Origin of the sequence: Kitasatospora sp. NPDC127111, assembly GCF_042677465.1 — a bacterium.
In the GTDB taxonomy this organism is placed as follows: Bacteria; Actinomycetota; Actinomycetes; order Streptomycetales; family Streptomycetaceae; genus Kitasatospora.
The window spans coordinates 30,155-53,209 of the sequence record NZ_JBHXTG010000052.1 but is presented as its reverse complement, the minus strand read 5'-3'; the positions used below and the strand labels follow the sequence as shown (position 1 = coordinate 53,209).

Genomic DNA, 23,055 nt, shown 5'->3' with positions numbered 1-23,055 from the left:
GACCATGCCCGTTGGCGCCGGAGCGTGACAAGGGTCACTTCGGCAAGCCCGGCGTGAAGAGCCTTACAGGGTGCAAGGGTTCGGTCAGGGCGACAAGTCGTCGCCGCGATGGATGATTTACCTGACACTCTGGACCCTGGAGGCCCGCGATGCTCCCCACCGTCGCCCGCGTTCTCGACCTGGAGGTGATGCGGCGCGGCCTCCCCCAGGTCGTCGCCGGCGCCGGCCACCTGGAGCGCCCGGTCCGCTGGGTCCACGTCAGCGAACTGCCCGACGTCGCCGGCGTCCTGCAGGGCGGCGAGCTGGTGCTGACCACCGGCATCGCGCTGCCCGAGGACCGCGAGGGCCTGGCCCGGTACGTCCGCGAGCTGGACGAGGTCGGCGTCGCCGGGCTGGTCATCGAGTTCGGCCGGCGCTACTTCGACACGCTGCCGCGCGCCCTGGTGCACGCCGCCGAGCAGCGCGGCCTGCCGCTGATCGCGCTCCGCCGCGAGCTGCGCTTCGTCGCCGTCACCGAGGCCGTGCACGCCCTGGTCGTCAACGCCCAGCTGGAGCAGCTGCGCACCTCGGAGGCGGTCCACCAGGTCTTCAACGAGCTGGTGGTGGAGGGCGCCGAACCGGCCGAGGTGGTCCGCCAGGTGGCCCGGATGGCCGGCGGGCCGGTCGTCCTGGAGAACCTCGCCCACCAGGTGCTGGCGCACGACACCGCCGGCCGGCCCGAGACGGAACTGCTGGAGGACTGGGAACGCCGCTCGCGCGGGGTCCGTCCGGCCGGACGCACCGGCCACGACCCGCGCAGCGGCTGGCTGGTGACCACCGTCGGCGCCCGCGGCCAGGACTGGGGCCGGCTCGTCCTGGTGCAGGACCCCGGTCCGCTGCCGGACGGCGGCGCCCACCCGCACACCATGCTGCTGGAGCGCGGCGCCTCCGCGCTGGCGCTCAACCGGCTGGTGGTCCGCGACCGGGAGAGCCTGGAGCGGCAGACCCACCGCACCCTGCTGTCCGGCATCCTCACCCACGCGCTGACCGTCTCCGAGGTGGCCCTGCGCGCCCAGGCGCTCGGCGTGCCGCTGGACGGCCGGCGGCTGGTCGGCGTGGTGCTGCGGCAGCGCCGCGGGCCGATCCCGGCCGCCCTGGAGGCGCAGGCCCGGCTGCGCGACTTCACCGAGCTGGCGGCGAGCGCCGTCCGGAGCTGCCGGCTCTCCGCCCTGGTCGGCGCGCTGGACGACGAGGGCGTGGGCGTGCTGATCGCGCTCGGCGCCCAGCAGGACGAACACGCCGCGCTGGACGCCTTCGCCGCGGCGCTGCGCCGGCTCACCGCGGAGGCGCACCGCGACGGCTCCCCCGCCCCGGCCCCGGTGGTCGCGGCCGGCTCCTCGGTCGGGTCGGTCCGGGACGCCCGGCGCACCTTGCTGGAGGCCACCCAGGTCGCCGACGCCGCCCTGCACGACGCCCCCGGCGGGCGGGCGGCCGCGTACTACCGGCTCCCCGATGTCCGGCTGCGCGGCCTGCTGCACCTGCTGCGCGACGACGCCCGGCTGCAGACCTACGTGGAGCGCGAGCTGGGACCGCTGCTCGCCTACGACGCCGAGCACAACTCCCAGCTGGTGCAGATGTTGCGGATCTACCTGGAGCAGGGCCGGAACAAGTCCGCGGCGGCCGACGCCGCGCACCTGTCCCGGCCGTCGTTCTACGACCGGCTGCACAAGGTCGAGCGGATCCTCGGCGTCGACCTCGACCAGGTCGAGTCCTGCCTCTCCCTGCACGTCGCCCTGCTCGCGCTGGACGCGGTGCGCCGGTAGGCCGGGCCCCGGCGCCCCGGTGGGCCGGCGGGCCGGCGCGGGGGTCAGACCCCGGTGATGCGGCCCCAGACCTTGTGCAGGCCGGGCCGCTCGGCCGAGGTGACGTCGCGCATGGTGTGCAGCCGGGCGCGCATCTCCTCGGTCGGGAAGACCAGCGGGTGTTCCGCCAGCTCCGCCTTCTCCTTCTCCCCGCTGGCCGCCAGCACCTCGCGGGCCGCCGGCACCGGGCAGATGTACTGCACGGCGGCGGCCAGTTCGGCGGCCACCTCGGGCTGGTAGTAGTGGTCGATCAGCAGCTCGGCGTTGCGCTTGTGCCCGGCCCGGTTCGGGATCAGCAGGCTCTCGGCCCAGAGCTCGCCGCCCTCCTCGGGCACCACGAAGGCGATGTCCGGGTTCTCGGCGGTGAGCTGGACGGCGTCGCCGGAGTACGCCTGGCAGGCCAGCGCGGCGCCGGAGGCCAGGTCGCTGGTGTAGTCGTTGCCGGTGAAGCGGCGGATGTGCCGGGCGTCGACCATCCGCTGCACCAGGTCCATCGCCCGGTGCGCGTCGTCGTCGGTGAAGGCCGCGAGGTCGGCGCCGTGCGACAGCATCAGCAGGCCGAGCGCCTCGTCCAGCCCGGCGAACAGCGTGACCCGGCCCTTGAGGTCGGGCGCCCAGAGGTCGGCGGTGGACCTGAGCTCGCGGCCCAGCTCCTTGCGGTTGTACGCGATGCCGGTGATCCCGGACTGCCACGGAACGCTGCGCCGGCGCCCGGGGTCGAAGGCCGGGGAGGCCAGCTGCGGGTCCAGGTGGGCCGTGACGTTGGGGAGGTTGGCCCGGTCCATGGTCTGCACCCAGCCGAGCGAGACGTACCGCCCGGCCATCCAGTCGCTGACCACCATCAGGTCGCGGCCGGGGTCGGTGCCCTGGGTGAGCACCGGGCCGATCTTCCCGAAGAACTCGTCGTTGTCGTTGATGTCCTCGGTGTACGTGACCGCGATCCCGGTCCGCTCGGTGAACGCGTCCAGGGTCGGCCGCCGGCCCTCGTCGTCCGTGTCGATGTACTGGGTCCAGTTGGAGAAGGCCAGCCGCTGCTCCCGCTCCGAGCGGTCGGGCGCCGAGCGACGGTCCTCGGCGACGTACGCGGACGGGATGCCGCAGCCGGTCAGGGTGGTGACGCCGAGCAGCCCGGCGGTGCCGAGCACGCTGCGGCGGGTGGGCCTCCGGCGGCCGGCCGGGCGGCGGGTGGGGGTGGTGCGGGACATGGTGGGCCTCCGGGGCGTGGGACGGCCCCGGGCGCACGGGCACCCGGGGCCGTCCTGTCGGTACGTCAGACGGTGTGCGCGTCGGTGAGCGACAGCACCTCGTCGAGCACCGCCAGGCCGGTCTTCGCCTCCTCCTCCGTGATGGTGCACGGCGGGACGACGTGGAACCGGTTCATGTTGACGAACGGCCAGAGGCCGCGCTGCTTGCAGGCGGCGGCCAGCTCGGCCATCGGCGCGTTGGCGGCGCCGGCCGCGTTGTACGGCACCAGCGGCTCGCGGGTGGCCCGGTCCTTCACCAGGTCCAGCGCCCAGAACACGCCGAGGCCGCGCACCTCGCCGATCGACGGGTGGCGCTCGGCCAGCTCGCGCAGGCCGGGGCCGAGCACGTCGTCACCGATGTGCTTCGCGTTCTCGACGATGCCCTCCTCCGCCATCGTGTTGATGGTGGCGACGGCCGAGGCGCAGGCGAGCGGGTGGCCGGAGTAGGTGAGCCCGCCGGGGAAGGGCCGCTCGGCGAAGTCGGCGGCGATCTCCGCGCTGATCGCCACGCCGCCCAGCGGCACGTAGCCGGAGTTGACGCCCTTGGCGAAGGTCAGCAGGTCCGGGGTGACGCCCCAGTGGTCGGCGGCGAACCACTCGCCGGTGCGGCCGAAGCCGGCCATCACCTCGTCCAGGATGAAGACGATCCCGTACCGGTCGCAGATCTCCCGCACCCCCGCCAGGTAGCCCGGCGGCGGGATCAGGATGCCGGCGGTGCCGACCACCGTCTCCAGGATGATCGCCGCGATGGTGCCCGGCCCCTCGAAGGCGATCACCTCCTCCAGGTGCCGCAGCGCGCGCTCGCACTCCTGCGCCTCGTTCGCGGCGTGGAAGTTCGAGCGGTAGGCGTAGGGGCCCCAGAAGTGGACGACGCCGGAGACGCCGGTCTCGTTGGCCCAGCGGCGCGGGTCGCCGGTGAGGGCGATCGCGTTGGCGGTGGCGCCGTGGTACGAGCGGTAGGTCGACATGATCTTCTGCCGGCCGGTGTGCAGCCGGGCCAGCCGGATGGCGTTCTCGTTGGCCTCGGCGCCGCCGTTGGTGAAGAAGATCTTGTCGAGGTCGCCGGGGGTGCGCTCGGCGATCAGCCGGGCCGCCTCGCTGCGGGACTCGACGGCGAAGCCGGGCGCGATGGTGCAGAGCTTCGCGGCCTGCTCCTGGATCGCCGCGACCACCTTCGGGTGCTGGTGCCCGATGTTGGTGTTCACCAGCTGCGAGGAGAAGTCCAGGTAGCGGTTGCCCTCGTAGTCCCAGAAGTAGGAGCCCTCGGCGCCGGCCACCGCGAGGGGGTCGATCAGCGCCTGGGCGGACCACGAGTGGAAGACGTGCGCGCGGTCGGCGGCCTTGACGGCCTGGCCGGCGGCTGAGTCAGCGGTGGGGATGCTCATGCCGCAAGGCTAGGGAGTGCCGCGCGCGAAGGGCAGGTTCATCTTGTCAGGCGGTCACGCGATCGGCCGACAGGGTGACAAGACACGGGGCCCGGGTCGAAACGACCCGGGCCCATTGTCAGATCAGACGATTGATCAGATCGCGGTCATACGGATCCGATCGGTCATGACCCGCTAGATCGCGGTCATACGGATCCGATGGTCACGACCCGATCCGATGGTCATGACCCGCTAGATCGCGGTCATGACGTGCTTGACGCGCGTGTAGTCCTCGAAGCCGTAGGAGGAGAGGTCCTTGCCGTAGCCGGACTTCTTGAAGCCACCGTGCGGCATCTCGGCGACCAGCGGGATGTGGGTGTTGATCCACACGCAGCCGAAGTCCAGCCGGCGCGACATCCGCATGGCGCGGGCGTGGTCCTTGGTCCACACCGAGGAGGCCAGCGCGTACTCGACGCCGTTGGCGTAGTCGACGGCCTGGTCCTCGTCGGTGAACTTCTGCACGGTGATGACCGGGCCGAAGACCTCGTTCTGGATGATCTCGTCGTCCTGGTTCAGGCCGGAGACGACGGTCGGGGCGTAGAAGTAGCCCTTGTCGCCGACCTGGTGGCCACCGGCCTCGACCTTGGCGTGCGAGGGCAGGCGCTCGATGAAGCCGGAGACCTGCTTCAGCTGGTTGGCGTTGTTCAGCGGGCCGTAGAGCACGTCCTCGTCGTCCACGCCACCGGTCTTGGTCTCGGCCGCGGCCTTGGCCAGCGCCTCGACGAAGGCGTCGTGGATCGACTCGTGCACCAGCACGCGGGTGGCGGCCGTACAGTCCTGGCCGGCGTTGAAGAAGCCGGCCACCGAGATGCCCTCGACCGCCTCGGCGATGTCGGCGTCCTCGAAGACCACGACCGGGGCCTTGCCGCCCAGCTCCAGGTGGACGCGCTTGACGTCCTTGGAGGCGGACTCGGCGACCGAGATGCCGGCGCGCACCGAGCCGGTGATGGAGGCCATCGCCGGGGTCTTGTGCTCGACCATCAGCTTGCCGGTCTCGCGGTCACCGCAGATGACGTTGAAGACGCCGGCCGGCAGCTCCAGCTCCTTGAGGATGCCGCCGATGATCTCGGCCAGCAGCACGGTGGAGGCCGGGGTGGTGTCGGAGGGCTTGAGCACCACGGTGTTGCCCGCGGCGATGGCCGGGGCGAACTTCCAGACGGCCATCATCATCGGGTAGTTCCAGGGCGCGACCTGGGCACAGACGCCGACCGGCTCGCGGCGGATGATCGAGGTCATCCCGTCCATGTACTCGCCCGCGGCCTTGCCCTCCAGCAGGCGGGCGGCGCCGGCGAAGAAGCGGATCTGGTCCACCATCGGGCCGATCTCCTCGGAGAGGGTCAGCGCGCGCGGCTTGCCGGTGTTGCGCACCTCGGCGTCGACGATCTCGTCGGCGCGCGCCTCGACCGCGTCCGCGATCTTGAGCAGCAGCTTCTGCCGGGTGCTCGGGGTGGCGTCGCGCCAGGCCGGGAACGCCGCCTCGGCGGCGGCCATGGCGGCGTCGACGTCGGAGGCGCCCGACAGCGGCGACGTCGCGTAGACCTCACCGGTGGTGGGGTCCACGATGTCGAGCGTGCGGCCGTCCGCCGCATCGACGAACTCACCGTTGATGTAGTTACGCAGCGTGCGAAGGTCGCTCACGGGTCTCTCCTCGGTCTGGGCCTGCGGCGTTGCAGATTCCGGCGCCATGGTACGTCGGCGGATGCGACGGACGAAGGGCGCCGAATGGCCGCGCCGGAAGCGGCGCGGTCCACTGATTTGGCGGAACGCGCGCGGCGCTGCGGAGCAGCGCGCGTACCGTGGCCAGGGTAGCGGGACTACTGCCGAGTTCGACAGGCCAAGTCCGGCCACGCGATGAAATCCGTACGCGTTTTCCAAGATCGCAACGAAATCAGTAGTTTCCTCGCTTGCGAACGTGGGAACGATCAGGCACAGTTGCGGCGTGGCCAACCGCGACCGGAACGCCAGCGTTCCCCTCGACGCCGCCTCCAAGGCGATCATCGAGCAGCTCCAGGAGGACGGGCGCCGCCCGTACGCCGCCATCGGCAAGGCCGTCGGCCTGTCCGAGGCGGCCGTACGACAGCGCGTCCAGAAGCTGCTCGACCAGGGCGTGATGCAGATCGTCGCCGTCACGGACCCGCTCACCGTCGGCTTCACCCGCCAGGCGATGGTCGGAATCCGGGTCGAGGGCGACATCGAGCCCGTCGCCGACGCGCTGGCCGCCCTCGACGAGGTCGACTACGTCGTCTGCACCGCAGGCTCGTTCGACCTCCTGGCCGAACTGGTCTGCGAGGACGACGAGCACCTGCTCGAAATGATCAACAAGCGCATCCGCGCGCTTCCCGGCGTGCGGAGCACCGAGAGCTTCGTTTACCTGAAGCTCCGGAAACAGACCTACACCTGGGGCACCCGATGACAGCCGACCCGGCGCAGAAGGACCTTTCCAAGACCGCCTACGACCACCTGTGGATGCACTTCACCCGCATGTCGTCGTACGAGAACTCCCCCGTGCCGACGATCGTCAAGGGCGAAGGCACCTACATCTGGGACGACAAGGGCCGGAAGTACATCGACGGCCTGGCCGGCCTGTTCGTCGTGCAGGCCGGTCACGGCCGCACCGAGCTCGCCGAGGTCGCCGCCAAGCAGGCCAAGGAACTCGCGTTCTTCCCGATCTGGAGCTACGCGCACCCGAAGGCCGTCGAGCTGGCCGAGCGCCTCGCGAACTACGCCCCGGGTGACCTGAACAAGGTCTTCTTCTCCACCGGTGGCGGCGAGGCCGTCGAGACCGCCTGGAAGCTCGCCAAGCAGTACTTCAAGCTGACCGGCAAGCCGACCAAGTACAAGGTCATCTCCCGGGCCATCGCCTACCACGGCACCCCCCAGGGCGCCCTGTCGATCACCGGCCTGCCGGGCCTGAAGGCCCCGTTCGAGCCGCTGGTGCCGGGCACCCACAAGGCCCCGAACACCAACATCTACCGCGCCCCGCAGTACCTCGAGGGCCCCGACGGCACCGTCGACCCCGAGGCCTACGGCCGCTGGTGCGCCGACCAGGTCGAGGAGGCGATCCTCTTCGAGGGCCCCGAGACCGTGGCCGCCGTCTTCGTCGAGCCGGTGCAGAACGCCGGTGGCTGCTTCCCGCCGCCGCCCGGGTACTTCCAGCGCCTGCGCGAGATCTGCGACCGCCACGACGTGCTGCTGGTCTCGGACGAGGTCATCTGCGCCTTCGGCCGCCTCGGCACCATGTTCGGCGCCGACAAGTTCGGCTACGTGCCGGACATGATCACCTGCGCCAAGGGCATGACCTCGGGCTACTCCCCGATCGGCGCCACGATCATCTCGGACCGCATCGCCGAGCCGTTCTACAAGGGTGACAACACCTTCCTGCACGGCTACACCTTCGCCGGGCACCCGGTCTCCTCCGCCGTGGCGCTGGCCAACCTCGACATCTTCGAGCGCGAGGGCCTGAACCAGCACGTGCTCGACAACGAGTCGCGCTTCCTCGGCACCCTGAGCAAGCTGCGCGACCTGCCGATCGTCGGCGACGTCCGCGGCAACGGGTACTTCTACGGCATCGAGCTCGTCAAGGACAAGGTCACCAAGGAGACCTTCAACGACGAGGAGACCGAGCGCGTGCTCTACGGCTTCCTGTCGAAGGCGCTCTTCGACAACGGCCTGTACTGCCGCGCCGACGACCGTGGCGACCCGGTCGTCCAGCTGGCCCCGCCGCTGATCTCCGACCAGTCGACCTTCGACGAGATCGAGCAGATCCTGCGGACCAGCCTCACCGACGCGTGGGCGAAGCTCTGATCACCTGATCCTTCTTCCCCACCCTCCGCCGAAGGGCGGTCCCGTTTCCCGCGGGGCCGCCCTTCGGTGTTTCCGGCCGATCACCCCGACCAAACACGCCTGATTGCGGGTGATTTGCCCCCGATGGACCAGTGCGCCGCACCCGCGCCCGGCCCCAATCGTTCTAATCTGACGACTGTCATATCCCTGCGGCCACCCAGGATGGAACCTCATGTCAGCGGCCCCGCCTGACAACGACGTGCTGTGGGCCCGGGGGATCGTCAAGTCCCATCACGGCACCCCCGCCCTGCGCGGCATCTCGCTCGGCGTCCGGGAGGGCGAGGTGCTGGCCGTCACCGGCCCGCGCGGCTCCGGCAAGAGCACCCTGCTCGGTTGTCTCTCCGCCCTCCTCCCGGTCGACGAGGGCGAGGTCTGGTTCAACAGCTCCCCCGTCCACACCCTCGGCCGGGCCGGCCGCGAGCGGCTGCGCCGCGACCGCTTCGGCTTCGTCGGTTCCGAACCGCACCTGGTGCCCGAACTGACCGCCCGGGAGAACGTCGCCCTGCCGCTGCTGCTGGCCGGGGCCGGCAACAAGGCCGCGTACACCGCCGCCGACGAGTGGCTGGAGCGCCTGGACGTCGGCGAGATCGCCCGGCTGCGACCCGACCGGCTGGTCCAGAGCCAGCGCCAGCGGATCGCCGTCGCCCGCGCGCTCGCCCCGCTGCCGCCGGTCGTCTTCGCCGACGACCCCACCGCCCCGCTGCACCGCGAGGCCGCCGACCAAGTCCTGCGGATACTGACCAGCGCGGCCCGCTCGCACCAGCTCACGCTCGTCCTGGCCACCCACGACCCCGAGCTCGTCCGGTTCGCGGACCGTGCCGTCGCCCTCGTCGACGGGCGGCTGGCCGCCCCCGCCGCGCCCGTGCCGCGCACCACCACGACCCCGGCCGGGACGGCCGGAACCACCGCCGCGCCGGGAACCGCCGGGGCGTCCGCCGTGTCGGCCACCCGCCGCTGACGCCGCCCCGCCGCTGAAAGAGTCGACGTGTTCTATCTCCGTCTGGCCCGGGGCTACCGGGTGCTCGACCTCGGCCGCTGGCTGCTCACCGCCGTGGCCGGCGCGGTCGTCGCCGCCTTCCTGCTGCGGGCCCTCGGCCGGGCGATGAGCGACCCGCCCGGCGGCGCCGACACCGTCGCCCGGCTGCTCTGGTGCCTGCCGCCGCTGGCCGCCGTCGCGTGGTTCGCCGCGGTGGCCGCCCGGGCGGTGCCCGCCCAGCGTCCCGAGCGGATCACCGGCCTCACCGCCGCCGGTGCCGGTGCGGCCCGGATCCGGGCCCTGATCGCCGGCGAGGTCGCGCTCGCCTGCACCCTCGGCTCGGTGCTGACCCTGCTGCTCTTCCTGGTCCTGCGCAACGACATCGCCGGGCCCTCGCTCGCCGCCGACCTCGGCATGGGCGTCAGGCTGCCGGCCGCCGCGCCGATCACCCTGCTCGCCCTGGTCCCGCTGACCGCCGGGGTCGCCGCGGCCGGCGCGGTACCGCTCGCCGAGACCCTGCCCGGCCGCCCGCGGCCCGCCCGGACCGGCTTCGGCCCGTGGCGGATCGCCCTGCCGGTCGGCCTCACCGTGATCGGCCTCGCGCTGGAGCTGATCGCCCTGCGCCCCGGCGCCGCCGTCGACGGCCGCCCGATCCACCTGCCCGCCGGCCTCGGCACCACCAGCACCGCCGCCCTCGGCGGCTGGGCGGCGAGCGCCCTCGGCCTCGCCCTGCTCACCGGCCCGCTGCTCTCCTGGGCCGGCCGGCTGCTCGCGCTCGGCCGGCCGACCCCGCTGCGGCTGCTGGCCGGGCGCGGGCTCACCGCGCAGGCCCGGCGGCTCGGGCCGCCGCTGGCCGTGCTCGCCCTGGCGCTCGCGCTGGTGCTCACCACCATCCGCTACTGGATCGGCACGCCCGACAGCGCCGACGCCCTGCCCGCCGTCGAGGCCTGCCTGGTGCTGGGCTGCACGGCTGCCGCCGTGGTGGCCCGGCTGGCGGAGCTCCGCAGCGCCCGCCGGGACGTCGCCGACGCGCTGCTGCGGCTCGGGGCCGCGCCCCGGCTGCTGGCCGGGGCGGTGGCGCTGCGGACCCTGGCGGTCGGCACGGTGCTGCTGGTCACCGGCGGGCTGACCGCTGTCCTCGCGGCCGCCGGGCTCCGCTGAACCACCGCCCCGGCCGGCTCCGCCCGCCCGCCGCGGTCAGCCCGCCGCGGCGAGCTGACCGCAGGCGCCGTCGATCTCCTGGCCCCGGGTGTCCCGGACGGTGGTCGGCACGCCGTGCGCCTGGAGCCGGCGGACGAACTCCCGCTCGTCCTCGGGCCGGGAGGCCGTCCACTTGGAACCGGGGGTCGGGTTCAGCGGGATCAGGTTGACGTGCACCCGGTGGTTCTTGATCAGCCGGCCGAGCAGGTCCGCCCGCCACGCCTGGTCGTTGATGTCCTTGATCAGCGCGTACTCGATGGAGATCCGGCGCCCGGACTTCTCCGCGTAGTTCCAGGCCGCGTCCAGCACCTCGGCGACCTTCCACCGGGTGTTGACCGGCACCAGCTCGTCCCGCAGCTCGTCGTCCGGGGCGTGCAGCGACAGCGCCAGCCGGCAGGACAGCCCCTCGTCGGCCAGCCGGTTCATCGCGGGGACGAGACCCACGGTGGACACGGTGATGCCGCGCTGGGAGAGCCCGAAGCCGTCCGGCGCCGGGTCGGTGAGGCGACGGATCGCGGCCAGCACCCGGTTGTAGTTGGCCAGCGGCTCGCCCATGCCCATGAAGACGACGTTGGACAGCCGGGCCTCGCCGCCCGGGATCTCGCCGGCCTTGAGCGCGCGCATCCCGGCCGCGATCTGCTCGACGATCTCGGCGGTGGAGAGGTTGCGGGTCAGCCCGGCCTGGCCGGTGGCGCAGAACGGGCAGTTCATGCCGCAGCCGGCCTGCGAGCTGATGCACATGGTGACCCGGTCGGGGTAACGCATCAGCACCGACTCGACGAGCGTGCCGTCGAAGAGCTTCCAGAGCGTCTTGCGGGTGGTGTCGTCGTCGCACGAGACGTGCCGGACCACCGACATCAGCTCCGGCAGCAGGCTCCCGGTGAGCTTCTCCCGGCTGGCCGCGGGGATGTCCGTCCAGTTCGCCGGGTCGTTCGACATCCGGCCGAAGTAGTGGTTGGAGAGCTGCTTCGCGCGGAACGGCTGCTCGCCCAGCTCGGCGACGGCCTCCTTGCGCTCGGCGGGGCTCAGATCGGCGAGGTGTCGCGGGGGCTTGGCGCCGCGCGGCGCGACAAACGTGAGTTCTCCGGGCTTAGGCATGGTTGTTCCAGTGTCGCAGACGCCGCGGGGGTGGGCGGACGGCGAAGGCCCCGGACGCCTGGCGTCCGGGGCCCTGCTCGGTTCCGGTCGGTCAGCTGCCGACGAAGGCCGCCAGCAGCAGCCAGACCACCGGGGCGGTCGGCAGGAGCGAGTCCAGCCGGTCCATGATGCCGCCGTGGCCGGGCAGCAGCGTGCCCATGTCCTTGATGCCGAGGTCGCGCTTGATCATCGACTCGCCCAGGTCGCCCAGGGTCGCGGTGACCGCCGCGCAGCCGCCCAGGATCAGGCCCTGCCACCAGCTGCCGTCGTCGATGATCAGCTGCATCAGCAGCGCGCCCGCCAGCATCGACAGGCCGATGCCGCCGGCCAGGCCCTCGCGGGTCTTGCCGGGGCTGATCGTCGGGGCGAGCTTGGTCTTCCCGAACTTGTAGCCCACGGCGTAGGCGCCGGTGTCGCTGCAGATCGTCACGATGAGGAAGAGCACGATCCGCTGGGGGCCGTCGTCGGCCGCCAGCATCAGCGCCACGAAGGTGGCCAGGAACGGCACGTAGAAGGCGGTGAACACACCCGCCGTTATGTCCCGCAGGTAGTTCTCCGGCGGCTCGGCCATCCGCCAGACCATCACCGCCAGCCCGGTCAGCGCCAGCGAGGCCGCCGCCCACTGCACGCCGGACCAGTAGCCGGTGGCGATCATCGCGATGCCGCCCGCGACCAGCGGGACCAGCGGCGCCTTGATCTGCTTGCGCTCGGACAGCCGGCTGGTCAGCTCCCAGACGCCGACCGACACGGCCGCCATCACCACGACCAGGAACAGCGCCTTGACGACGAACAGCGAAGCGATGATCACCGCACCGAGGCCGACCCCCACGCCTATCGCGGCCTGGAGGTTGCGACCACCGCGCTGCTTGCGCGCCTGCGGCTGCGGGTCGGGCTGGGCCACGGGTGTCTCCTGCCCTGGGTGGGACGACGGCACAGGGTGGGGCTGCCCGGCCGCCGGGTGGCTCTGGGACGGCGCGGGGTACGCCGAGGCCCCCGGGTGCGGCGGACCGCCGGGGGCGCGGGTGGGTGCGGGAGCGGCACCGTCGGTGACCGCACGGAGCACGACCGTCTCCGACGCACCCGGCACCGCCGCCCGGGGCTGCTCGTCCCGGAACAGCGGGCCGCTCAGCCGCCCGGCCTCCCGGGCCGGCCCCTCGGCGGGGGCGGGCCCTGGGTCGGCCGGGACGGGAGGCATGACCTGAGTCTCCTCCGCGTCACCGCCCCAGTACACCGGGGGCTGCTGCGAGTGACCCGTTCGGTGACCGGGGTCACCCACAGCGGCTCCCGGCGCCGGCTGCTGGTGCGCCGGCTGCACGGGCTGGTACGGGTGGTGCGGCTGCTGCGGCTGCCGCTGGGGCTGCCGCTCCTGGTACTGCGGGTACTGCTGGTCGGATGGGCCCCAATAGCCAGGGGCGTCAGGGGCGTCGTTCATCAGACTTCGAGCAGCTCGGCTTCCTTGTGCTTCAGCAGCTCGTCGACGCTGGCCACGTACTTGGCCGTGGTGTCGTCGAGCTCCTTCTCCGCACGGCGGCCCTCGTCCTCACCGATCTCGCCGTCCTTGACCAGCTTGTCGATGGCGTCCTTGGCCTTGCGGCGCACGGAACGGATCGAGACCTTGGCGTCCTCGCCCTTGCCGCGGGCGACCTTGATGTACTCGCGACGGCGCTCCTCGGTCAGCTCGGGGAGCACCACCCGGATGATGGAGCCGTCGTTGCTCGGGTTGACGCCCAGGTCGGAGTCGCGGATCGCCTGCTCGATGGCCTTCAGCGCGGTCTTGTCGAACGGCGAGACGACCGCCATCCGCGGCTCCGGCACGGAGAAGGAGGCCAGCTGGTTGATCGGCGTCACGGCGCCGTAGTACTCGGCCACGATCTTGGCGAACATCGCCGGGTGGGCGCGGCCGGTGCGGATGGCGGCGAAGTCGTTCTTGGCGACCTCGACGGCCTTCTCCATCTTCTCCTCGGCCTCGAGGAGGGTCTCTTCGATCACTGTGTACTCCCTGTCCGGTTCATCTGCTGGTGTCCCGACCGGTGTCGCGTCGAAGCCGGTCGCGGTGTGGAGGGCGCCGGTCGTGGTGCCGGTGCCCTCCGGTACGGCTGAGTGCTGCTCAGGCCCGGACAGAATCCTGGCTGATGAGTGTGCCGATCTTCTCACTCTTGACCGCACGCGCGATATTGCCCTCCGCCAGCAGCTCGAAGACCAGCATCGGGAGGTTGTTGTCCTTGCACAGCGTGATCGCGGTGAGGTCGGCGACCTTCAGGTCGCGGGCGATGACCTCGGAGTACTCCAGCGCGTCGAACTTGACCGCGTCCGGGTTGGTCCGGGGGTCGGAGTCGTAGACCCCGTCCACGCCGTTCTTGCCCATCAGCAGCACGTCGGCGTGGATCTCCAGCGCGCGCTGGACGGCCGTGGTGTCGGTGGAGAAGTACGGCATGCCCATACCCGCCCCGAAGATCACCACGCGGCCCTTCTCCAGGTGCCGGACGGCGCGCAGCGGCAGGTACGGCTCGGCGACCTGGCCCATCGTGATGGCGGTCTGGACCCGGGTCTCGATGCCCTCCTTGACCAGGAAGTCCTGCAGCGCGAGGCAGTTCATCACGGTGCCGAGCATGCCCATGTAGTCGGAGCGGGCCCGGTCCATGCCGCGGACCTGCAGCTCGGCGCCGCGGAAGAAGTTGCCGCCGCCGATGACCACCGCTACCTCGGTACCGGCGCGGACGACGGTCGCGATCTCGCGGGCGATCGCGTGCACGACGTCCGGGTCGACGCCGAGCCCGCCACCACCGGCGAAGGCCTCACCGGACAGCTTCAGCAGCACCCGGCGGCGCGAGCCGTCCTGGGGGTCCTGCGCGGTCTCCTGCGTCTCCTGCATGGACTTCTCCTTCTACACCTACTGGTTCACAGACGCTGGGGTGCGGATCCCAGGCCTGCGCGTACACGCGAGGAGGCCACTGCCGCGGGAACCGGTTCGGTGTCCTGCACGGCAATGGCCTCCTCGTCGTTCATGGTGCCGACGCGGCCCGCCCGTAGACGGATGACGCTGGGGTGAGCCCGTTCGGCGCGTCCCTCCCGCCCTGGTCAGCGGGCGGGGGCGGTTCCCAGCCTAAGCGTGCCGGGAGTCCGGTGGAACGTGGCTCAGGCGCCGACGCGGAAGCGGGCGAAGCGCTTGAGGGCGACGCCGTTCTCCTCGAGGACCTTGGCGACGGTCTTCTTGTTGTCCTTCGCGAAGGCCTGCTCCAGAACGGAGTTCTCCTTCACGAAACCGGTGACGCGACCCTCGACGATCTTCGGCAGGGCGGCCTCCGGCTTGCCCTCCTCGCGAGCGGTGGCCTCGGCGACGCGGCGCTCGTTCTCGATGTCCTCGGCCGGGATGTCCTCGCGGGACAGGTACTTCGGCGCGAAGGCGGCGATGTGCTGCGCGACGTCCTTGGCGACCTCGGCGTTCTCCTTGTCCAGCTCGACCAGGACGCCGACGGCCGGCGGCAGGTCGGGGCTGGTCTTGTGCAGGTAGACCGCGACGAAGCCGTCACCGTCGAACTGGGCGAAGCGACGGAAGACGATCTTCTCGCCCAGGGTCGCGTTGGCCTCGTCCACGAACTGCTGGACGGTCTTGCCGGCCTCGATCTCGGAAGCCAGGGCGGCGTCCAGGTCGGCCGGGGCGGTCTTCGCGACGTGCGCGGCGATCGCGTCGGCGACCTGGACGAAGTTGTCACCCTTGGCGACGAAGTCGGTCTCGCAGTTCAGCTCGACCAGGACGCCGGACTTCTTGTCCTCGGCGATCAGCGCGGCAACGGCGCCGTTGGAGGCGTCGCGGCCCTCGCGCTTGGCAACGCCCTTCTGGCCCTTGATGCGCAGGAGCTCGACGGCCTTCTGGACGTCGCCCTCGGCCTCGTCCAGGGCCTTCTTGCAGTCCATCATGCCGGCGCCGGTGAGCTCACGGAGCTTCTTGACGTCCGCGGCGGTGAAGTTCGCCATGGTGTGAATCTCTTCTCGCGTCTCGCGTGTCTGCGTGGGGTTGCGCCGGGACCGCTGGTTCGGTCCCGGCGCGGGAGAGAGGGGCACCTACCGGTGTCGTACCGGCGGGTGCCCCTCACCCTTGGTACGTCAGGCCTGCTCGGCCGGAGCCTCGGCGGCGGCCTCGGCAGCGGGGGCCTCCTCGGCCTTCTTCTCGCCCTCGAGGATGTCCTTCTCCCAGTCGGCCAGCGGCTGGTCGGCGCCCGGCTCGGCCTTCGCGTCGCCCTTGGCGACACCCGCGCGGGCCTTGAGGCCCTCGGCGACGGCGTCGGCGATCACACGGGTCAGCAGGGTGACGGAGCGGATCGCGTCGTCGTTGCCCGGGATCTTGTAGTCGACCTCGTCGGGGTCGCAGTTGGTGTCGAGGATGGCGACGACCGGGATGTTGAGCTTCCGGGCCTCGCCGACCGCGATGTGCTCCTTCTTGGTGTCCACGATCCAGACGGCGCTGGGAACGCGCTGCATGTCGCGGATACCGCCGAGGGTCTTCTCCAGCTTGTCGTGCTCGCGCTGGAGGACCAGGAGCTCCTTCTTGGTGAGGCCGGAGCCGGCCACGTCCGAGAAGTCCAGCTCGCCGAGCTCCTTGAGGCGCTGCAGGCGCTTGTAGACGGTCGAGAAGTTGGTCAGCATGCCGCCGAGCCAGCGCTGGTTCACGTAGGGCATGCCCACGCGGGTGGCCTGCTCGGCGATGGCCTCCTGGGCCTGCTTCTTCGTGCCGACGAAGAGGACGCTGCCGCCGTGGGCAACGGTCTCCTTGATGAACTCGAAGGCGCGGTCGATGTAGTTCAGCGACTGCAGGAGGTCGATGATGTAGATGCCGTTGCGCTCGGTGATGATGAAGCGCTTCATCTTCGGGTTCCAGCGGCGGGTCTGGTGACCGAAGTGGACGCCGCTCTCCAGCAGCTCCCGCATCGTGACGACGGCCATAGCCGTGCTCCTCAGGTGTTACGCCCGGCTCTGGCACAGCGACGTCACGGTTCGCGCGGTGGCGCTCCCCGCTCGGGCGTCTGCGTACGGCCGGGTCAGGCTCGGTTTTGTCCGTGGCGGCCAGGTGACAGCCACGCCTGACGCCCCGAACGTGCCGAGCCGCTTCTGCCCGAGCGGTCCGGGACCGGTCGGGCTCGGCGGACCGAGCGGCACTCGCACCTGGCGGGGGCGGCGGCTGAGCCGCATCCGTCCACCGGTGGCGGGGCGTGCGAAGTCGACCCGGCGGACCGGGTCGCGTGTGAAGTGTACGGGAAGCGCCGAGCGGCGGGCGACTCCAGCGGGACGGGTGGGCCGTGAGGGGGCGAGGCAGGTGGGGTGGGGGCGCGGCGGGGCGGGGGTGGTGGGTCGGCGATCGGTCGGGGCGGGGGTGGGTCGGGGGGGTCGGCGATCGGTCGGGGGACGGCCCCGGGGCCGGGGGGCGTGTGCCCGCCCGTTCGGGGGAAGGGGCGGCCGTTCGGGGGACGTCGGTTGTCCACAGGGGCGGGTTGTCCACAGGAAGCGGGGGTGGGCTGGCCGGGGTGGCGGAGCGCGGGGAGCCTCGGGCGCATGACTGCTGCTGCCGTTGCCGCCGGCTTCGCCGGGGTTCCCGGCTTCCTCGTTCCCGTTCCGGCGGGTGCTTCCGACGCCGATCGCGCCTCATCGCTGGTTCTTGTACCGGCGCCGGTGCCGCCCGGGCCCGGGCGCGACCGCCGGGTGGTGATGCTGGCGCTGTTGGTGCTGATGACACTGCTGCTGGTCACCTTGCCGGAGCCGGTGGGGCATGCGGCCGCTGGACGCCGTGCCGGGGGCGGGGTCGGGGCCGGGGGTGGGGGTGGGGGTGGGGCCGGGAGCGGCTCCGATGGCGGGGCTGCCTCCGGTTCCGGGCGGGCGTGGCCGGTGGGCGGGCCGGGTGGGCTGGTCGCGCGCTTCGAGGCGCCGCCGAAGCCGTGGGCCGCCGGGCACCGGGGCGTCGACCTGGCCGCTGCCCCGGGCGCGGAGATCCGCTCGGCCGCCCCCGGTGTGGTCACCTTCTCCGGCCTGGTGGCCGGGCATCCGGTGGTCACCGTCACGCACCCCGCGTCCGGCACTCCCCCGCTGCGGACCACCTATCTGCCCGTCACCGGCACCGTCGCCGTGGGCACCACGGTCGCGGCCGGTCAGGTGATCGGACGGCTCGCGCCCGCCACCGGTCACTGTGCCGGGCGTGACTGCCTGCACTGGGGGCTGCTCCGCGGCGGGCGCTACCTCGACCCGCTGGCCCTGTTCGGTGCGGGAGCCGCACGGCTGCTCCCGCTCGGCCGGGACGGGTGAATCCGCTCCCCTCCGGCCCCCTTCGCCCGCCCTTCTCCGCTCAGCTCCCGCCGAGTCCGTGCAGGGCGAGGGCGACGGCGGCGTCCGCGATCACGTCCGGTTCCTCGGCTCGACCGGCGCCGGCACGCTGTTCCGTCTGCCGGACGGCGGCCTCCACGATCCCCTGGAGCAGCGCCGCCGCCAGCCGGGGCTGATCGTGGCCGAGATCCTCCAGGGCCTGGACCACCAGACCCACCAGCTTCCCGTGCGCCGCCCGGATGCGCTCGCGCGCCGCCTCGTCCAGCTCCAGCGCCGAAATCGCCGCCACCGCCCGGTGGCGCGGGTCCCCGGCGAGCGCGAGCTGGCCCCGGACGTACGCCTCGACCCGGCCGGCCGCGGTGTCGCAGCTCTCCATGCCAGCCTCGATCTCGGCCGCCCACAGCGGGAAGTCGACCTCGCAGAGCACCTCGACCACGGCGGCCCGGGAACGGAAGTACTCGTAGACCGAGGAACGCGCCAGCCCGGTGCGCGCCGCGAGCGCGGGGAAGGTCAATGCCTCCATCCCCCCTTCGGTGAGGAGGCTGCGGGCAGCGTCGAGGAGGGCTGCCCGCTGCAGCTGGCGATGCTCGGCCAACGTGGCCGCTCGGATCTTCGGCACCCTCCCACTGTACGGAGCCCTACATCCGGCCGATACGGCGCCGCGCACCGCGGGCGCGCCTACCGGATGTCGGACAGCTTGGCGCGCAGCTGCAGGACCGACTTGGTGTGGATCTGACTGACCCGGCTCTCCGTCACCCCGAGGACCTGGCCGATCTCGGCGAGGGTCAGCCCCTCGTAGTAGTAGAGCGTCACCACCGTCTTCTCCCGCTCCGGGAGGGTGTTGACCGCCTGGGCCAGCAGCCGTCGCAGCTCCCGGTCCTCGGCCACCTCGACGGGGTTGTCCGCGCCGTGGTCCTCCAGGGTGTCCACCAGGCTCAGCCGGTCCCCGCCCTCGCCGGCTGGGTGGAGCAGTTCGTCGAGCGCCACCACGTTCGCGAGGGAGAGCTGGCTGAAGATCGTGTGCAGGTCCTCGATCGCGATGCCCATCTCGGCCGCGACCTCGGGATCGTGCGGCGTCCGGCGCAGCCGGGCCTCCAGGGTCGCGTACGTCCGTTCGACGGCCTTGGCCTTCTGCCGCACCGAGCGCGGGATCCAGTCGAGCGCACGGAGCTCATCGATGATCGCGCCGCGGATCCGGCTGATCGCGTACGTCTCGAACTTGATGGCGCGGTCGATGTCGAACTTCTCGATCGCGTCGATCAGCCCGAAGACACCGGAGGAGACGAAGTCGGCCTGCTCGACGTTGGAGGGCAGACCGACCCCGACCCGGCCGGCGACGTATTTGACGAGGGGTGAGTAGTGCAGGATCAGCTGCTCCCGCAGCCGCTGGTCACCCGTGTCCTTGTAGGCGCGCCAGAGCTCTTCGAGCGCGCTGCGTTCGGGGGCGCCCGACTCCCGCCGGGGCGCGGGCGCCTCGGCGGTGCCGTGCGCCCCGGCGGCGGCATGCGCTCCGGCGGGCGACGACGGCTCGACCGCCGGGGTCACCCGCTCGGCGGGCGGGGGCACCGTTCCGGCGGTGGTTCCGGCGTCGGGCGCTCCGGGTCCCGGGGCTTCGGCGGCCGGGGCCTCCGCGTCCAGGGCCTCGGCATCCGGGGCTTCGGCGTCCGGGGCGCCGGGTTGCTCGGGAGCGTCCGGTGTAACGGGCGCTCCCGGCCGGTCGGCGTACGCCCCGGCGTTCGCCGGCCGACCGCCCTGCCGGGCGAGGGCCCCCATCGCACCCGTCGCCTTGGGCGGGAACTCGGTCACGGGGCGCCGCTCGGTCCGCGGCCCTCCCGAGGACCGGGCGCCACCGGTCACTCTGTGTCCGGGAATGTGTGTGGGCATGCGTTGGTCTGCGCCGTTCTGCCGAGTCATGTGCTGATAGGGAAGGCATGGCGAGCGTAGCGTGACCGACTCACTGCAATGTGCTACCGCCACTCGGTCGTCCCCCGATCCGGTGGCGTTCGTGTCGCCGGATCCGGGCACCGCAGGTGGACGAACCGCGGCCTTCCCTTCCCCACCTCCTCCCTGCCCGGTCGTCACCGTGGCTCTCGCGGCCGGGGTGGCCGCCCGACCCGCTCCGCCCCGCCATCCAGCCGGGCGCCTCAGTCCCTCCCCTCAGTCGCCTCCCCTCCTCCTCACCAACCGCCAGTGCGCGCCGTGCCGTTCGACGTAGCCGAGCGAGCCCAACTCGTAGAGGCGTTGCAGGACTTCGTCCGGCGGCAGCCCCGACTGCCGGGCCAGACGCTCCACCGGCGCGCCCTCCGCCGTGGCCGGCACGGCCTCCAGCACCCGCGCCACCGCCGGTTCCAGCAGGTCCCTGGGCAACACCGGACCGCTTCGCTGCGGCGCCAGGTCGTCTCCGATCGCCCCGATCAACTCGGCGACCTCGGCCGCGTCGGTGACCAGGGTGGCCCCGCCGCTGCGGATCAGGGCGTGCACCCCGGCGGACAGCGCGGAGGTCACCGGCCCCGCCACGCCCATGGTGTGCCGGTTGAGGTCACGGGCGCGTCTGGCCGTACTGAGCGCCCCGCTGCGAAGCGCAGCCTCGACCACCACCGTGCCACGGGTGAGCGCCGCGATGACCCGGTTGCGCAGCACGAACCGGAACCGGTTCGGGTGCTCCCCCGGCGGGAGTTCGCTCAGCAGCAGCCCCTGGGAGGCGATCCGCCGGATCAGGTCGGCGTTGCCGCGCGGATAGGCCACGTCCACACCGCAGGCGAGGACGCCGACGGTCATCCCGCCGACGGCCAGCGCCCCCCGGTGGGCGGCGGCGTCGATCCCGTACGCCGCACCCGAGACCACCACCCAGCCGCGCTCGGCCAGCTGCGCCGACAACTCCCCCGCCACGTGTGCGCCGTACGCCGTACAGGCCCGTGCCCCGACCACCGCCACCGACCGGAGCGCGAGCAGGCGCAGCGAGCCCGTCCCGGCCAGCCAGAGCCCGATCGGTCTGCCGTCTCCCAGATCGTCCAGTTGGCTCGGCCACTCCATGTCGCCCGGAATGATGAAGCGCCCGCCGGCAGTTCGCACCCGCTCCAGATCGGCGGCGGGATCCACGCCGACGAGTCTGGCCCGGTAGGCGGCCAACCGGTCCGCGTCCAGCCCCGGGTGGTCGGGCACGGTCCCGTCGCGGATCGCCCGGACCACGTCGACGGCGGGGAGTTGGGACAGCCACCGGCCCAGGACGGCATCACCCGGTTCGCTGAGCCGGCTCAGCACCGCCCGGGCGAGGCGTTCGGGCTCGGCCTCCGGGGCCGGTCCGGCGACAGGCTGACGGTGGTTCATCGTCTGGTTCACGATTGGGTCTCCTCGTGCTCGGGCCGGCCGTCCGGGCGGGCCGCCCGGTCCTCGGTCACGTCGGTGGGGCGGGGCCGGGCCTGCTTCCCGCCCTTCGGCGCGTCCTCCGGGAGCGGGCGCGCACCGGGCCGCCCGAAGGCGCGCTCGGTCAGCGGCAGCCCGTGTTCGGCGCCGGTCCGCATGACCAGGGCGGTCCGCACGTCGCGCTGGTCCGGACGGTCGCGGCCCGCGAGGTCGGCGACCGTCCAGGCGACCCGGAGCACCCGGTCCAGGCCCCGGGCGGTCAGCAGCCCTCGTTCCAGTTGACGCGCGGCGTCGTTCAGCGCGCCGGGCGCCAGGTGCCAGCGGGTGCGCAGCTCATGGCCGGGCACCTCGGCGTTGGTGCGCCACGGCGTGTTGGCCAGTCGGGCCGCCGCACGCTCCCGCGCGGCCAGCACCCGGGCCGCGACGGTCTCCGTGGTCTCGGCCGTACTGTCGCGCTCCATCAACTCGACCCTGGTCACCGGGGCGACCTGGACCTGGAGGTCGACCCGGTCGAGCAGCGGCCCGGAAAGCCGCCCCTGGTACCGGCTGACCATCGCGGGCGTGCACTCGCAGCCCTCCCCCCGGCGGGAGTACCGCCCGCAGGGGCAGGGGTTGGCCGCCAGGCAGAGCAGGAACCTGGCCGGGAGCCGGAGCGACCCGGCCGAGCGGGCGATCACCACCTCGCCCGATTCCAGCGGCTGGCGCAGGGCGTCGAGGACCCGGACCGGGAATTCCGGCGCCTCGTCCAGGAAGAGCACGCCGCGGTGCGCCAGCGAGACCGCGCCCGGTCGGGGCAGACCGCTTCCGCCACCGACGATCGCCGGCATCGTGGTGGAGTGGTGCGGGGCGCAGTACGGCGGGCTGTCGATGAGTGGCCGGCCCGCCGGGAGGAGCCCCGCCACGGAGTGAACGGCGGTGACCTCCAGGGCCTCCTTCTGGGTCAGCGGGGGAAGCAGCGCGGGCAGCCGCTCGGCCAGCATCGTCTTCCCCGCGCCCGGCGGGCCCTTCAGGTACAGGTGGTGACCGCCGGCGGCGGCGATCTCCAGGGCCCGGCGCGCCTCGTACTGCCCGGCCACGTCGGCCATGTCGAGCCGGGACGCCTTGTCGTCGGGAAGGCCGCGCACGCCCGCGGTGGGGAGCATCAGCCCGGCCATCAGCGTGTCGGGGCGGCTGCTGATCGGGTCGGGCGGCTCCTCCGGCGCCGGGGTGCCGGTCAGCACGGCGATCAGCTGGCGCAGGCTGCGCACGCCGATGACGGTGACGCCCGGGACGAGGGCTGCCTCGGCGGCGGTCTGCTCCGCCACCACGACCCGTTGGTATCCGGCGTCGGAGGCGGCGAGCACCGACGGGAGCACGCCGCGCACCGGCCGCACCCGGCCGTCCAGTCCGAGCTCGCCGATGATCAGCAGATCGGCGATGGAGGACGGGTCCAGCCGCTCCGCGGCGGCGAGCACGGCGCAGGCGACGGCGAGGTCGAAGCCGCTGCCGCTCTTCGGCACCGAGGCGGGGCTGAGCCCGACCGTCAGCTTCCGCTGCGGCCAGGCCTCGCCGCTGTTCACGACGGCCGCGCGCACCCGGTCGCGGGCCTCGGACAGTGCCTTGTCGGGCAGGCCGACCAGGGTGAACGCGGCGACCCCCGGCTCCAGGTCGGCCTGGACCTCGACGATCACGCCGTCCACACCCACCAGGGCCACCGAGCAGGTACGGGCGAAGGCCAT

Annotated in this window: 19 protein-coding genes; 6 read left to right on the top strand and 13 right to left on the bottom strand. The window is 72.6% G+C overall.

The window, feature by feature from the left end:
* The first annotated feature begins 149 nt into the window (after nucleotides 1–149).
* Nucleotides 150–1,802, top strand: a complete 1,653-nt coding sequence (locus ACFVHB_RS27190) for a PucR family transcriptional regulator (RefSeq protein ID WP_380327449.1) — start codon at nucleotides 150–152, stop codon at nucleotides 1,800–1,802.
* A gap of 44 nt (nucleotides 1,803–1,846) precedes the next feature.
* Here the strand turns inward: ACFVHB_RS27190 and ACFVHB_RS27185 are convergent, their stop codons facing one another.
* The 3 genes from ACFVHB_RS27185 to ACFVHB_RS27175 all read right to left on the bottom strand — a co-directional run bounded on the left by ACFVHB_RS27185 (nucleotide 1,847) and on the right by ACFVHB_RS27175 (nucleotide 6,195).
* On the bottom strand, nucleotides 1,847–3,046 hold the full coding sequence (locus tag ACFVHB_RS27185) for a spermidine/putrescine ABC transporter substrate-binding protein (RefSeq protein WP_380327447.1): 1,200 nt from the start codon (nucleotides 3,044–3,046) through the stop codon (nucleotides 1,847–1,849).
* A gap of 65 nt (nucleotides 3,047–3,111) precedes the next feature.
* On the bottom strand, nucleotides 3,112–4,470 hold the full coding sequence (locus tag ACFVHB_RS27180; protein ID WP_380327445.1) for an aspartate aminotransferase family protein: 1,359 nt from the start codon (nucleotides 4,468–4,470) through the stop codon (nucleotides 3,112–3,114).
* Between the two features lie 231 nt (nucleotides 4,471–4,701).
* On the bottom strand, nucleotides 4,702–6,195 hold the full coding sequence (locus tag ACFVHB_RS27175) for a gamma-aminobutyraldehyde dehydrogenase (RefSeq protein WP_380327443.1): 1,494 nt from the start codon (nucleotides 6,193–6,195) through the stop codon (nucleotides 4,702–4,704).
* 253 nt (nucleotides 6,196–6,448) lie between these two features.
* On the opposite strand from ACFVHB_RS27175, the gene ACFVHB_RS27170 reads away from it, so the two are divergent.
* From ACFVHB_RS27170 to ACFVHB_RS27155, 4 genes are all read left to right on the top strand, one after another.
* The gene (locus ACFVHB_RS27170; protein WP_030306695.1) at nucleotides 6,449–6,922 is read left to right on the top strand and encodes an Lrp/AsnC family transcriptional regulator; all 474 of its coding nucleotides are present in this window, start codon (nucleotides 6,449–6,451) and stop codon (nucleotides 6,920–6,922) included.
* Nucleotides 6,919–8,313, top strand: a complete 1,395-nt coding sequence (locus ACFVHB_RS27165; protein ID WP_360186265.1) for an aspartate aminotransferase family protein — start codon at nucleotides 6,919–6,921, stop codon at nucleotides 8,311–8,313. The genes ACFVHB_RS27170 and ACFVHB_RS27165 overlap by 4 nt, the downstream gene beginning before the upstream one ends.
* 211 nt (nucleotides 8,314–8,524) lie before the next feature.
* Nucleotides 8,525–9,310, top strand: a complete 786-nt coding sequence (locus tag ACFVHB_RS27160) for an ABC transporter ATP-binding protein (RefSeq protein WP_380327441.1) — start codon at nucleotides 8,525–8,527, stop codon at nucleotides 9,308–9,310.
* Nucleotides 9,311–9,337: 27 nt separating this feature from the next.
* Entirely contained in the window at nucleotides 9,338–10,489 is a 1,152-nt protein-coding gene (locus tag ACFVHB_RS27155) for a hypothetical protein (RefSeq protein WP_380327439.1), read from the top strand.
* Nucleotides 10,490–10,525: 36 nt separating this feature from the next.
* Here the strand turns inward: ACFVHB_RS27155 and rlmN are convergent, their stop codons facing one another.
* The 6 genes from rlmN to rpsB form a co-directional block, all read right to left on the bottom strand.
* The gene (gene rlmN, locus ACFVHB_RS27150; protein ID WP_380327437.1) at nucleotides 10,526–11,626 is read right to left on the bottom strand and encodes a 23S rRNA (adenine(2503)-C(2))-methyltransferase RlmN; all 1,101 of its coding nucleotides are present in this window, start codon (nucleotides 11,624–11,626) and stop codon (nucleotides 10,526–10,528) included.
* A gap of 91 nt (nucleotides 11,627–11,717) precedes the next feature.
* Nucleotides 11,718–12,860 (bottom strand): phosphatidate cytidylyltransferase, encoded by a 1,143-nt coding sequence (locus tag ACFVHB_RS27145; RefSeq protein WP_380327435.1) that lies wholly within the window; start codon nucleotides 12,858–12,860, stop codon nucleotides 11,718–11,720.
* Nucleotides 12,861–13,096: 236 nt separating this feature from the next.
* On the bottom strand, nucleotides 13,097–13,654 hold the full coding sequence (frr, locus tag ACFVHB_RS27140; protein WP_380327433.1) for a ribosome recycling factor: 558 nt from the start codon (nucleotides 13,652–13,654) through the stop codon (nucleotides 13,097–13,099).
* A 118-nt stretch (nucleotides 13,655–13,772) separates the two neighbouring features.
* Entirely contained in the window at nucleotides 13,773–14,537 is a 765-nt protein-coding gene (pyrH, locus tag ACFVHB_RS27135; protein ID WP_360192477.1) for a UMP kinase, read from the bottom strand.
* A gap of 263 nt (nucleotides 14,538–14,800) precedes the next feature.
* Nucleotides 14,801–15,640: a translation elongation factor Ts gene (tsf, locus tag ACFVHB_RS27130; protein WP_380327431.1), complete on the bottom strand. Its 840-nt coding sequence runs from the start codon at nucleotides 15,638–15,640 to the stop codon at nucleotides 14,801–14,803.
* Between the two features lie 129 nt (nucleotides 15,641–15,769).
* A complete protein-coding gene (rpsB, locus tag ACFVHB_RS27125) occupies nucleotides 15,770–16,606 on the bottom strand; it encodes a 30S ribosomal protein S2 (RefSeq protein ID WP_380327429.1) in 837 nt (278 codons plus the stop codon).
* Nucleotides 16,607–17,542: 936 nt separating this feature from the next.
* Here rpsB and ACFVHB_RS27120 point away from each other — a divergent pair.
* Complete coding sequence (locus tag ACFVHB_RS27120; RefSeq protein WP_380327427.1) at nucleotides 17,543–17,956, top strand: murein hydrolase activator EnvC family protein; 414 nt, start codon at nucleotides 17,543–17,545, stop codon at nucleotides 17,954–17,956.
* 40 nt (nucleotides 17,957–17,996) lie between these two features.
* Here the strand turns inward: ACFVHB_RS27120 and ACFVHB_RS27115 are convergent, their stop codons facing one another.
* The 4 genes from ACFVHB_RS27115 to ACFVHB_RS27100 all read right to left on the bottom strand — a co-directional run bounded on the left by ACFVHB_RS27115 (nucleotide 17,997) and on the right by ACFVHB_RS27100 (nucleotide 23,055).
* On the bottom strand, nucleotides 17,997–18,569 hold the full coding sequence (locus ACFVHB_RS27115) for a TetR/AcrR family transcriptional regulator (protein WP_380327478.1): 573 nt from the start codon (nucleotides 18,567–18,569) through the stop codon (nucleotides 17,997–17,999).
* 83 nt (nucleotides 18,570–18,652) lie between these two features.
* On the bottom strand, nucleotides 18,653–19,519 hold the full coding sequence (whiG, locus tag ACFVHB_RS27110; RefSeq protein WP_380327476.1) for an RNA polymerase sigma factor WhiG: 867 nt from the start codon (nucleotides 19,517–19,519) through the stop codon (nucleotides 18,653–18,655).
* A gap of 612 nt (nucleotides 19,520–20,131) precedes the next feature.
* Nucleotides 20,132–21,313 (bottom strand): DNA-processing protein DprA, encoded by a 1,182-nt coding sequence (dprA, locus tag ACFVHB_RS27105; RefSeq protein WP_380327425.1) that lies wholly within the window; start codon nucleotides 21,311–21,313, stop codon nucleotides 20,132–20,134.
* Complete coding sequence (locus ACFVHB_RS27100) at nucleotides 21,310–23,055, bottom strand: YifB family Mg chelatase-like AAA ATPase (protein WP_380327423.1); 1,746 nt, start codon at nucleotides 23,053–23,055, stop codon at nucleotides 21,310–21,312. The genes dprA and ACFVHB_RS27100 overlap by 4 nt, the downstream gene beginning before the upstream one ends.

What these genes read in the sequence shown, in the direction of transcription:
- ACFVHB_RS27190 (WP_380327449.1), top strand. Translation starts at nt 150, where the DNA reads ATGCTCCCCACCGTCGCCCGCGTTCTCGACCTGGAGGTGATGCGGCGC.
- ACFVHB_RS27185 (WP_380327447.1), bottom strand. Translation starts at nt 3,046, where the DNA reads ATGTCCCGCACCACCCCCACCCGCCGCCCGGCCGGCCGCCGGAGGCCC.
- ACFVHB_RS27180 (WP_380327445.1), bottom strand. Translation starts at nt 4,470, where the DNA reads ATGAGCATCCCCACCGCTGACTCAGCCGCCGGCCAGGCCGTCAAGGCC.
- ACFVHB_RS27175 (WP_380327443.1), bottom strand. Translation starts at nt 6,195, where the DNA reads ATGGCGCCGGAATCTGCAACGCCGCAGGCCCAGACCGAGGAGAGACCC.
- ACFVHB_RS27165 (WP_360186265.1), top strand. Translation starts at nt 6,919, where the DNA reads ATGACAGCCGACCCGGCGCAGAAGGACCTTTCCAAGACCGCCTACGAC.
- ACFVHB_RS27160 (WP_380327441.1), top strand. Translation starts at nt 8,525, where the DNA reads ATGTCAGCGGCCCCGCCTGACAACGACGTGCTGTGGGCCCGGGGGATC.
- rlmN (WP_380327437.1), bottom strand. Translation starts at nt 11,626, where the DNA reads ATGCCTAAGCCCGGAGAACTCACGTTTGTCGCGCCGCGCGGCGCCAAG.
- ACFVHB_RS27145 (WP_380327435.1), bottom strand. Translation starts at nt 12,860, where the DNA reads ATGCCTCCCGTCCCGGCCGACCCAGGGCCCGCCCCCGCCGAGGGGCCG.
- pyrH (WP_360192477.1), bottom strand. Translation starts at nt 14,537, where the DNA reads ATGCAGGAGACGCAGGAGACCGCGCAGGACCCCCAGGACGGCTCGCGC.
- tsf (WP_380327431.1), bottom strand. Translation starts at nt 15,640, where the DNA reads ATGGCGAACTTCACCGCCGCGGACGTCAAGAAGCTCCGTGAGCTCACC.
- rpsB (WP_380327429.1), bottom strand. Translation starts at nt 16,606, where the DNA reads ATGGCCGTCGTCACGATGCGGGAGCTGCTGGAGAGCGGCGTCCACTTC.
- ACFVHB_RS27100 (WP_380327423.1), bottom strand. Translation starts at nt 23,055, where the DNA reads ATGGCCTTCGCCCGTACCTGCTCGGTGGCCCTGGTGGGTGTGGACGGC.